The 11,778-nt window shown below is 45.3% G+C and carries 9 protein-coding genes; 3 read left to right on the forward strand and 6 right to left on the reverse strand.

Annotated elements, in window-relative coordinates:
• The 4 genes from QUA83_RS17835 to QUA83_RS17850 form a co-directional block, all read right to left on the reverse strand.
• A partial coding sequence (locus QUA83_RS17835; RefSeq protein WP_333294822.1) for a DUF4347 domain-containing protein occupies positions 1 to 2,635 on the reverse strand: 2,635 nt, incomplete at its 3' end.
• 430 nt (positions 2,636 to 3,065) lie between these two features.
• Positions 3,066 to 3,944 carry an inositol monophosphatase family protein gene (locus tag QUA83_RS17840; RefSeq protein ID WP_333294824.1) on the reverse strand — a complete coding sequence of 293 codons (879 nt, stop codon included), beginning with the start codon at positions 3,942 to 3,944 and terminating at the stop codon, positions 3,066 to 3,068.
• Positions 3,945 to 4,141: 197 nt separating this feature from the next.
• Positions 4,142 to 5,266, reverse strand: coding sequence for a cupin-like domain-containing protein (locus tag QUA83_RS17845; protein WP_333294825.1), 1,125 nt, complete (start codon positions 5,264 to 5,266; stop codon positions 4,142 to 4,144).
• A gap of 232 nt (positions 5,267 to 5,498) precedes the next feature.
• Positions 5,499 to 6,359, reverse strand: a complete 861-nt coding sequence (locus tag QUA83_RS17850; protein WP_333294827.1) for a PfkB family carbohydrate kinase — start codon at positions 6,357 to 6,359, stop codon at positions 5,499 to 5,501.
• 70 nt (positions 6,360 to 6,429) lie between these two features.
• On the opposite strand from QUA83_RS17850, the gene rsmI reads away from it, so the two are divergent.
• Entirely contained in the window at positions 6,430 to 7,311 is an 882-nt protein-coding gene (gene rsmI, locus QUA83_RS17855) for a 16S rRNA (cytidine(1402)-2'-O)-methyltransferase (RefSeq protein WP_333294829.1), read from the forward strand.
• 83 nt (positions 7,312 to 7,394) lie between these two features.
• Positions 7,395 to 8,612: a glycosyltransferase gene (locus tag QUA83_RS17860; RefSeq protein ID WP_333294831.1), complete on the forward strand. Its 1,218-nt coding sequence runs from the start codon at positions 7,395 to 7,397 to the stop codon at positions 8,610 to 8,612.
• Between the two features lie 224 nt (positions 8,613 to 8,836).
• On the opposite strand, the gene QUA83_RS17865 is transcribed toward QUA83_RS17860, so the two are convergent.
• Positions 8,837 to 9,835: a DNA cytosine methyltransferase gene (locus QUA83_RS17865; RefSeq protein WP_333484597.1), complete on the reverse strand. Its 999-nt coding sequence runs from the start codon at positions 9,833 to 9,835 to the stop codon at positions 8,837 to 8,839.
• 150 nt (positions 9,836 to 9,985) lie between these two features.
• Here QUA83_RS17865 and QUA83_RS17870 point away from each other — a divergent pair, with 150 nt between their 5' ends.
• The gene (locus tag QUA83_RS17870; RefSeq protein WP_333294834.1) at positions 9,986 to 11,251 is read left to right on the forward strand and encodes a folylpolyglutamate synthase/dihydrofolate synthase family protein; all 1,266 of its coding nucleotides are present in this window, start codon (positions 9,986 to 9,988) and stop codon (positions 11,249 to 11,251) included.
• Between the two features lie 5 nt (positions 11,252 to 11,256).
• Here the strand turns inward: QUA83_RS17870 and QUA83_RS17875 are convergent.
• The coding region (locus QUA83_RS17875) for a Uma2 family endonuclease (RefSeq protein ID WP_333294836.1) at positions 11,257 to 11,778 on the reverse strand (522 nt) is incomplete at its 5' end.

An 11,778-nucleotide genomic window follows, 5' to 3' on the forward strand; every position in this document is an offset into this window, starting at 1 on the left:
TTCCTTGAGCTGCCTGTTCAGTGACGACATCTGCTGCATTATCCACAGCGTAGATATCGTTACCCAATCCGCCTATAAGTGAGTCGGCTCCGGTACCGCCATTGAGGAAATTATTAGCGCTGTTGCCAGTGATAGTGTTCGGTAGAGTATTTCCATAGCCGTTAATCGTAGCGGTGCCGTTGAGATAAAGGTTTTCAACCTCTGCAGGTAAGGTGTAGGTGACGCTAGATGCCACCACGTCGATTCCTTGACTTGCAAGTTCAGTGACGACATCTCCTGCATTATCGACACCGTAGCGATCATTACCCAATCCTCCTATAAGTTGGTCGGCCCCCAATCCTCCCTCTAGATTATCAATACCATCTCCACCATAAATGATGTCGTTTCCATCTATCCCAAGGAGGTAGTCGTCACCAGCTAATCCGTTCAGGGTATTATTGGCGGAATTGCCCTGGATGATGTTTCCTAAATTATTTCCGGTGGCACTAACCCCAGCGGTGCCTGTTAAAGTCAAGTATTCAACTTCTGCGGGTAAGGTATAGGTGACAGTAGATTGCACCATGTCGGTTCCTTGATTTGGAAGTTCAGGAGTGACGACATCTCCGATATTATCCACAACGTAAATATCTCGACCCAATCCACCTGTAAGTAGGTCGGCTCCGGAGCCTCCCTCTAAACGATCGTCACCATCGCCACCATCTAGGGTGTCGTTGCTGGCCAATCCATTGATGATGTCATTGCCGGCCAATCCATTGATACAATCTGGATTAGGGGTTCCGCTTAAGTTATCAGCACCAAGAGTGCCATTTATACATGATGTATTCAGCAGAATTGAGGTGTTTTGACCGCCAAAGTTCGCGGTAGCTAAATCGGATAAGCCATCTTTATTAAAATCGCCTACAACAATACCTTGGGGATTGGTTCCCACAACAAAATTAGTGGCAGTGCCAAAGCTGCCATTGCCACTTCCAAACAAGACGGAGACATTGCCCGATGAATTGTTGGCTGTGGCTAAATCGACTTTTCCATCGGCATTGAAGTCACCACTAGCAATAGCAAGGGGTTGTGTTCCAACGGCAAAGTTGGTCGCTGCACTAAAGTTTCCCGTGCCATCTCCTAACAGTATTGATACGTTGTTTGAGCCGCCTTCGTTACTCGTTGCTAAGTCAGGATTATTGTCTCCGTTAAAGTCTCCTAAAGCAATGTAATTAGGGCTATTTCCAACAGTAAAGTTAGTGGCGGGGGCGAAAGTGCCATCAGCATTCTGCAACAGGATGGATACGTTGTTAGAACCCGCGTTCGCTGTCGCAAAGTCTGACTTGCCATCTTTGTTAAAGTCGCCGACAACCACAAAATAGGGACTTGACCCCACGCTCAAATTAGTAGCTGCGCCAAAAGTACCATTACCATTACCGGGCAAGATGGAGACGTTGTTAGAGGTTTGATTGGCTGTAGCTAAATCTGAATTGCCGTCCCCGTTGAAGTCTCCCACAGCGACGGTATACGGACTTGACCCCACCCCAAAGTAGGTGGCTGCACCAAAAGTGCCATCGCCATTTCCTAAGAGGAGAGAAACGTTGTTAGGCCCACTATTAGCCGTAACCAAGTCAGAATTACCGTCTTTGTTAAAGTCGCCTACAGCGACAGACGAGGTAGCGAGATAGGTCGGCGGGCTGGTGTTAAGATTAGTGGCAGCGCCAAATTTGCCAGTGCCATCTCCCAATGTGATCGAGACGTTGCGACCCTCTCCAGTGGTTGCAAAGGCTAGGTCAAGGTTGCCGTCTTTGTTAAAGTCCCCACTGGCAACTTTACGGAGACTATAGGTTATGGGAAAATTAGTCGCAGCACCAAAACTATTCAAAACGTACTCGTAACCCGCTAATACTTCGGGTTCAAATACCAGCGGCGTTTCTATTTTCCCGGTTCTGACTTCCAGTTCCCAATCGCCGCCTTTTGCTACACTTCCGGTGAGGTTTTGGGAAGCTGCAACGTTTGAATTTGTGAGTTGGGCAATTCGTTGGATGAAGGCTACACCATCTATATCTAAATCTACATCCAAATCTCTCGCTTGTTCCCCGATACCGCCGGGGGTTGAAACCCCCGTCTCATAGCGAAAGTCCTCTGAAGAGGACTGTTTATTGAGGTTGTTTTCAGTCGGTTTCAACCGACTTGAGCTTTGAGACAGGGAATTCATTCCCTGGCGGACTTTCGGGTAAGCAGTCGGTTTCAACCGACTTGAGCTTTGAGCCTGGGAATTCATTCCCTGGCGGACTTTCGGGTAAGCGCCAGAGGTTGATGCGACATTACAACCGTAAATCAGAATGTCCGCACCCAGATTTAAAGCACTCCGCCACTGCTGCAATTTCTCGGAATAAGTTTCCACATTATCTGCACTCAAGCAGCCATTACCCAATTGCAAGCTGCCGGGAGCACCGTGAGAAACAATGTGAATGCTGTCAATATTGGTACGAAGAGCTAAAATATCAGTAATTTGGTCGATCGCATCCCGGTTCCCATCCAAAACGACTACTTCCGTACCCGGTTTTACCCCAGCGACTAAACTTTGATAATTTTCTACTTGAGTGTCGATAAAGGCGATCGCACTTGGTGAAACTTGAATATTGAAATTTGGCATACTGCACCTACTAATAGCTAAAAAAAGACAATGATTCCCCTGTTTCGCGACTTGCATCGGAAACTCTTTCTGAAGGTTGTAGTAAGAATAACTGTTTTTTCAGAAAATCTATATAAAGTTTTCTTTATAAACACTTTTGTAATTAAAGTTTTGATAAAGGTGGGGAAATTTATAAAGTAATATTACGGATGAGCGAGCGCAAGGTGGATGACATAACACAAAAAAAATTTAATAGCAAGTGTGATTAGACTGAAATATTAAGAGCGGGATTTTTGATACATATATGCGATGCGGTTGGGCCGTTCGTTTCAAGCCCTGGCGGACTTTCGGGCAATGGTGGGGGCGGGTTTACGAGATAATTGGTATTAGGCAATTATCTCGTAAACCCGCCCCTAAAACTTATTCGTTACCATATTTATGGGCGACGTACTTACTTCAAACTCGCATCTATCCCCGCTAAAATCTCATCAGCTTGCCCGCACAAAGCAGCGTGACAGCAACCGTTACTCGCCAACAATCCCCCCCACTGACTCACATCGCCCCGGTTATATTGCAAAGTAGAACCGTCAAAACGAGTAAATTGGCCGCCCGCTTCAGTCAAAATTAATTCCGGTGCCGCTAAATCCCAATCTTTCGGCGCCGACTTTCCCGAAAGCGCAATATAAACATCAGCCTTTTGTTCCACAATTGTCGCAATTTTACAGCCAATACTGCCGACAGCTAGTTGATTTTGACAAGGCAGTTTTTGTAACAATTGATTAAAGCGATCGTCCCGGTGACTGCGGCTGGTTACTATAGATAAATCGGCCACTATATTTCGCGCCGAAACCTGCAATTTGACCGCAGAACCGTCCCGACTTTCCATAAAAGCACCCGCCTCGCGGATTGCGTAATAAATCTTTTGCTGTTCGGGCCAAGCCACAACTGCCAATACCGGTCTTCCCTCGAACGCTAAAGCAATATGAACTGCAAATTCACCTGTCCTGTCAATAAAATCTCGCGTTCCATCCAAAGGGTCAATAATCCAAACCCAACTTTGAGGTAAGGGAATTTGACCGTTGGTTTTCAAATAAGATTTGTAAGTTTCTTCGCTGAGATAGCCAAATTCTGTATTCCCTAAAGCCGACTGTAATTCGTCGAGAATGTAAGAGTTGACAGCGACATCGGCGGCGGTGACGGGGCCGTCTTTTTTCTCTTGGATGTCGAGGTTAGGAGTGTTGGAATCCTGCCGATAATAGGATTGTAGGATATCTGATGCACTCCAGGCGATCGATCGGGCAATTTCGCTGATTTCTTCGAGAGTTTTCATGAATTTCTTTTTTTTGAACCGCAGATAAACGCCGATTAACGCAGATTTCTGTAGGGGCGGTGCCCCCGTGCCCGCCCTTGGAACCATATAGCGGTTCTCAAGCGTGGTGAGGTATGGGGGCGAGTCCTATGCCCTATGCCCTATGCCCTATGCCCTATGAGCACCTCATGTTACTGAGAACGGCTATACATTAGCAATTACCAATTAATATGAGGATATTTCCATTCATAATAATTGGGAAACACAAAATTAGTAAACGAAACCGAAATACTAACCTCCAAGGATTTTACATGGTGCCACCAACCAACCGGAATAAAGATAGCCTCTCCCGGTTCCAAAATTACTTCAATAATTTTTGCATCTCTGTAAAGGGGGTATTTGTCATAATCGGGATTTTCGCCGTCTACCTTGCTGAAAACACCGACGTGATTGTAAAGCAGAGGTGTTTGCTGCGGAGAAATCAATTTAATTAGTTTGCGACCAGACACTTGAGCTAAAATTAAATTAACTGGGTCATGGTGCAGCGGTGTAATCGTGCCTTTCGGGCCGAACCAAAAGAAAACTCTGCCTTTTGTGTCCGTTGGATTTAAGTATTCTGGGAAAATTTCAATGTCGTCGAATAGGGATTTAAATTCCTCTCTTTCCAGAGTTTTGTTGTTAGCAACCATGTAGTAGTCGTTGCTAGCCCCGCCCTTGACCACCATCTCTACATATTTGCGGAACAAAACAATTTTTTTGTGATTTTCTATCTTAATTTCGTAATTCGGGTCGGAATTGCGGTTGGCTTGAATTTGTACCTCTGCATCGCCATATTTTTCTTGCAAATACTCCGGCGTCCACAACTGCAACGCTTTCCAGTTGTGCATGATATTGGTAATAATTACTGGAGTATTTTTTGCATAGTAATTTTCGAGAAAATACTCTCTGGAAAGGCTGCTTTTGCGTTCGATTGTGCCAAACTTGGAAGACAATGCAGCTAATTGATTGCTAATCCTGAGATGCGATTCTAATTTTTGCAATAACTGCACGTACTGACTACCTGCTTGAAAGTAGGGATGAGATGATATTTCCCTAACTTCTGCGGTGGCTGTTTCCGCATCTATGCCGGTATTTATTAGTCCTTGAATGATTTCTGCATCGGGTTGATTTAATAATTTGTTAGCCGCCACCCACTGTTTCATATTGTCGGGAAGTTCTTGTTTGCTTGGGGTGAGTAGATTGGGCAAGTTTTGTGTCAGCCATTCTAGGTTAACTTGCTGTTGTTCTGTTAGGGTAATCCGCAAAGGGGGAAGGGTGATAGTTAGGGGTTGGGTGTCAGCCATGATTCGGGTATGTTGTTTTGGGAGTGTTTTGTGTGACTTTAACTTGTCTTACTAATATAGCAATTTTGTTAACGAACCGCGAAGCCGCAAAGGGCGCGAAGGAAGAGAAGAGAGAAGTTCACAAATTTTGTCGAGGTTGCTGTCAGGATTTTAACTCAACAAGTGTTGCTAGTTCAAGTTTTCTAGCGTTGAGGGGTTTTAACCGGATAGTTTGGTTGATTTTAATTTAAAATTAAGCCTTATTCATCCAGGCGCGGGTTCCGAAGTTTTTGCAGGAATGGGAAGCGATTTTAGCCGCAGCGGTGAGAGTATCTGTAAAGTTGTTATTTTGCAAAATGTAGTGACAGAAAGCGCCGTGAAAAATATCGCCAGCGCCTAAAGTGTCTGTGGCTTGAATTTGAGGTACTTCTATAGTGCCGTAAGTGCCATTGCTGAGGTATAAAATTGATTTTTCGCCGCGAGTGATGGCAATATTGGGAATTCCGGCTGCTGAGAGGTAAGCAAAGACTTGTTCGGAATTGTCGCAGTCGGGCGGATGAAAGTTATCGGAACATACCGCCCATTCAACGAAAGGCAAGATTTCCTCTAATCCGGGTTTCCAACTGCCACCGTCGAGGACAATGGGAATGTTTTTTGACTTGGCAAGTTGAGCTATTTCTTGGCTGGCTGGGATTTGATGTCCGTCAAGCAGTACAATACTAACTGATGTTAAAATATCCTGGTTAATTGTTTGACTGTCAACTTGCGATTTCGTAGCATTGATGGAAATTACCGATCGATCGCCCGTTGCTTCAGTTACAATAATCGAGGAAACTGGCGGCGAGTGCGATCGCCCCGGCTCCAAATCAATTATCCTGACATTATACTCCGCTAAGTCTGCACGAATTAATTGGGCGATCGCGTGAGTGCCCAAAACCCCAGCCCATACCGCCGCATTCCCCAAATAGCTAAAAGTGACCGCAGCATTGGCCGCCGGCCCGCCCGCAGCAATGGTACAATCAGAAGCAACAACTTTCTGATTTTCACCCGGAGGCTTCCCGGCCAAATAAACTAAATCTAAAGTCACCAATCCCAAAAACAATCCAGTTTTCATATCTTCTTAAATATGTGGCATGGGCGTCCCGCCCGTGTCCCATCTGCGGTTAAAAAATCCCAATCTTAAAATGCAGCCAAATCCCAATACAGGAACACTTTACATCGTAGGAACCCCGATCGGCAACCTCGAAGACATGACCTTTCGCGCCATCAAAATCTTGCAAACAGTAGACTTCATCGCCGCCGAAGATACTCGCCATACAGGCAAACTTTTGCACCATTTTCAAATCAAAACCCCCCAAATCAGCTATCACGAACACAACCAAAACCAGCGACTCCCCGAACTCATCGACAAACTGCATTTAGGCAAAGATATCGCCATCGTCACCGATGCTGGAATGCCGGGAATTTCTGACCCCGGTTCCGAGTTAGTCAAAGCTTGCGCCGATGCTAATATTAACATTATTCCGATTCCCGGCCCGACCGCCTGCATAGTTGGCATAACTGCATCAGGCTTACCCACAGAGAGATTTGTATTTGAAGGTTTCTTACCCGTAAAAGGTCAAGAACGCCAACAAAGTTTAGAAGCTTTGCAAATAGAACCCCGCACTATAATATTATACGAATCTCCCCACCGATTGCGGCAAACTTTACAAGATTTAGCAAATAGTTTGGGAAGCGACAGACAGATTGTGCTGGCGAGAGAGTTAACTAAAATGCACGAAGAGTTTTGGCGTGGTAGTATAGAAAGTGCGATCGAGCTTTACACCAATCGCGAACCCCAGGGAGAATTCACCCTCGTAATTGCCGGCATCCAAACAGCCTCACCAATATTTTCCGAAGACGCCATCAAAGCAGAATTGCAAACATTAATTGCCGAAGGCATAAGTCGTTCCCAAGCCAGCCGCCAGTTAGCGCAACAAACATCCCTCCCCCGCCGCCAAATCTACCAACTCGCCCTCACAATAGGCGACAATGAATCACTAGAAAAACCCGTGGACGACTTGTGAATATCTCTCTTCTCTTCTCCTCTGCGCCCTCTGCGCCCTCTGCGGTTAAATAAAAAAAGCTAGATACTCACACTCAGAATTATATGGTACGCGGAAACTACGATCGACAAAAACCATATTTACGCAACCCCCACATCAACAAACCAATCGCCGAAATCTATGCAGACTTAGACGCCTTTACCTGGGAGATCTTTGAAGACCAACCCCACCGCTTCGATACCGTCAGTTTCTACGTATTGCTTCCCCCACTGTTTTACGAAGGGCGTTTCATCAAAGGAATTTATTTCAGCGAAGCAGTCGAACTCATCAACAAACTATTTCCCCAACTTTCCTCAGTATTTTTATCCTTCGCTTATTCCCCCGGAATCTCCTACTCCTGGGCCCCGATAGCTGACGCCTACTCGAGTTTATACAAAAACCCGCAGCGGGATAAATGGTTTCGCGAAACTTATCCCGATCGCGCCCACAAACCAATCATACCACTGCAAGACACCGACTTCATCAACGAATACTTAATTTCCCCGCGCAACGTCCCCGCCAAAGACATCGACTTGCTAGCCGTCGCCCGAATTTCCGAAGAAAAAAATTTGCCAATCATAGCCAAAGCCTTAAAAGTTTACCGCCAAAAATATCCGCAAAAACCTATAAAATTAACAGTAGTCACCGGCCACGAATTTGATGCTAGCAACCTGAAAACTCTCGACCAGTACGCATTAAAAGAATGGCAACAAGTCGAGGCAATTTTAAGCAATCCGTCGGACTACATTAACTTAGTACCAAGAGTTGACTACTACAGCGAAATCCCCACATATTATTCGCGGGCGCAAGCATTCGTCCTCGGTTCCCTCCTCGAAGGAAAAAACCGGGGAATTACCGAAGCAATGAGTTGCAACGTACCAGTAATTTGTTTTGAAGAATTCAACCAATACGCCAGAGGCAACTCGCCAGTTTTCCCCGAAGGTGCGGGTCTTTACGCCAAGTTTGACCCGGAATCTCTCGCAGATACTATATATACAGTATTGGAAAATCAAACAGAATTCAAACCGCGATATCAGTATTTAAAGCATTGCGGGCGCAAGAACTTTTTCAATACTTGTATAGACAGTTTTCCTTACTATCAGCACAACATTCCCGACTACAAACCGGGAGATGCGATTAACAATTTGTGGCTAGATTTAGCAGTTCAACAAAATTATCAAGTTAGTTTGAACAGTTTTTTGTACGGAGGTTCTCCCTTGTCTCATATTCGCGGGACAAATGCGATTCAGCACAATCTCGGTCAGTTAACCAAGTTTCAATGACAGATAATTCGGAATGATTAAACCGCAGAGGCCACAGAGGACACAGAGGAAGAGAAGACAGAGATGAATAATTCTGATGTCAACGGATTTGAGATTAGTCTTCATAGCGAGGACTTTCGCTAAAAGCCCCGTGGAATTCATTCCCTAGCGACTGGCAGGTAGTCGGCTTAAGTTGGCACCCATGACTATGCCCGATGCCCGCCCGATGCCCTATGCCCTATGCCCTATGCCCGATGCCCTATGACAATATCCTCAAAAATCTTACTTGCCAAAACTCTAGCTAAGTTCACAGGAACAGCATTGCCGACCATTTTGTATCCATCAGCAATATACTTGTACTTAAAAATAAACTCATCCGGGAAAGTCTGAACTCTCGCGCACTCTCGCACAGAAAGCCGACGGTAAGGCAGAGGCGAATTGGGGTCAAAAATGCGTTTGTCTTTGCCAACCAAAATCATTTTACTAGCTTGAGGATGGAGAGGTGCGTGTCTGCCGCTTGCCTGAATTGTAAAAGAAGGTTCTGACCAACTTCTAACTCGATTGCGCGACATATAAAGGCTGGAAAACCCCAAATCCGCACATTCGTGATTGGGGACATAATCGTGATAATTATCTAATTTACCCTTAACTGACACAGGCGCGATCGCCTGCAAATCAAAAATCGCATCTTTCAGCGTCAAAACCTCGGTTCCAGGTTCGGGAAACTCAAAACCAAAACCCAGAGTTTCCCGATAGCCAACAACAATCACCCTTTGCCTATCTTGCGGAACACCAAAATTTCTAGCATTCACCAACTTGTACGAAACCCGATATCCGATGTCCTCAAACTGCGATAATATATAAGTAAAAGCATCCTTGTTTCTGGGGGCCAAGATACCGCTAACATTCTCAGCTAAAAAAAACAAAGGCTGCTTGTCCCGCACAATCCTGATATACTCCCAGAAAAGTTGACCCCGACTGTCATCAATGCCGCGTTTAGCGCCTGCTTCACTCCAACTTTGACAAGGAGGCCCGCCGATTATCCCAATACATTTGGGAATTTCATCAGATTTGATTTTTCTGATATCTCTGCGATCTAAAATAGTTTCAGGATGATTGAAATTATACGTATCCCAAATAGACTTATCATATTCATTCGCCCAAACCGGATTAAAGCCAGCCAAGCCAAAACCCAAATCCAACCCGCCACAACCCGAAAACAGAGAAATAATATCCAAAGCCACCTTTTTTCACCCGCATTAAATATAAAATCAATTATAAACCTCTCTTTTCTTAGATATCTATCTCTTTCTTCTCTCCCTCTGCGCCCTCTGCGCCCTCTGCGGTTAATAAAAAAAATCTAATTCACACACAAACAGAACTTATCATCCTCAATGAATGCAGAATCCATCCTTCAATCTTACCAACATTTCGGCGTCCATCTCGGCTTAGAAAGAATTCACCAACTTCTCCAAAAACTAGACAACCCCCACCAACAAGTACCCATTATCCACATTGCCGGCACCAATGGCAAAGGTTCCGTTTGCGCTTATCTCTCTTCCGTACTAACAGAAGCAGGCTATGTAGTTGGACGCTACACATCCCCGCACTTAATCGATTGGACAGAAAGAATTTGCATCAACCAAAAACCGATTTCCCCAATAGCATTGCAAGAGTGTCTAGAACGAGTGGTTGCCGCTACCGAAAACAACACCGAAACTCCCACTCAATTTGAAATAATCACCGCCGCAGCTTGGCTGTATTTCGCCGAACAAAAAACAGACATCGCAGTCATAGAAACTGGATTGGGCGGTAGATTAGACGCGACTAACGTTTGCGAAACACCTCTGGCTAGCGTCATCACTTCTATCAGTCTTGAACACTGGCAAATACTCGGCCCCACCGTCGCCGATATTGCTGGGGAAAAAGCGGGAATTCTTAAAACAAAATGTCCGGCAGTTATCGGAGAATTGCCAGAATCAGCTAGAATAGTAGTAGAAAAACGCATTCAAGAATTAGACTGTCCAGCAACTTGGGTAAAACCAGCAATAGATTTAGGACAAGGATTCGCAGAATATCAGTTAAATCAAAATGCGGTTAAAATAAAATATCAATTGCCGCTGCTGGGAAAAATTCAACTAATGAATTCAGCAATTGCGATCGCCACTTTGCAAATTCTCCAAAACCAAGGATGGCAAATTTCCCCAACCGCCATCGAAAACGGTATCGCCAAAACCCAATGGCCCGGAAGACTCCAGCAGACAACTTGGAAAAACCGCAATATATTAATTGACGGCGCGCACAACCCCGCCGCAGCTATCGCCCTGCGTGAATATGTCGATCGCCTGAACAATCGCCCGTCAGCGATTAACTGGGTAATCGGCATTCTGGCGACTAAAGACTGCGAGGATATTTTGAAAGCATTACTCAAAAAGGGCGATCGACTTTACCTGGTACCCGTACCCGATCCAAACTCATCATCCCCCGCAGAATTAGCCAGCCTAGCTCAAATTATCTGCCCCGAATTAACTTTCTGTCAAGCCTTCCCCGACTTAACAACAGCTTTAGATGCTGCTGTTGCAGGTGACAACCTAACAATCCTTTGCGGTTCGCTTTATCTCGTCGGCTATTTTCTGCAACAACAACAATCCCAAGCTTAAACGCATCAGAATTGTGTTTCTTCCTCAGTAAAGATAGGAGGCCACAATTCCGAAACGGGCAATTCCCAACCTGGAAAAAGTTCTGCTACTGTTAAGATATCGCCATTTCCTAAAACTGTCGGTTCACCTGTAGAGCGATAAATAGTCACTGTTTCTTCATCAGGATCGATCAGAATTCCGACGATCGCACCCAATTCTATAAACTTCAAAACCTTGGCTTCTATAGGCTTAATGCGATCGCTCTGAGATTTAATCTCAACCACCAAATCCGGGACAAGTTCTCCAAAATAACGCGGACTTTGGCGCAAGCGGGCGGCCCGCACAAAAGAAACATCCGGTGCTTTGACATTCGTATCCGGCATGATGAAACCGCCTGCGGAGTCAAAGACTCTCCCCAAGCGACGGGGATAAACCCAGTTACCCAGCAAGCGAATCAAAATACTGCTGATTTCCTGGCGGGGTGACAACTCCGCCGCAACCGAGATAGAGTGAGGTGTTGACCAACTTGTGGTAAAAAAAGATAGGTC

It is taken from the genome of Microcoleus sp. K1-B1 (assembly GCF_036704705.1).
Taxonomy (GTDB): Bacteria; Cyanobacteriota; Cyanobacteriia; order Cyanobacteriales; family Microcoleaceae; genus Microcoleus.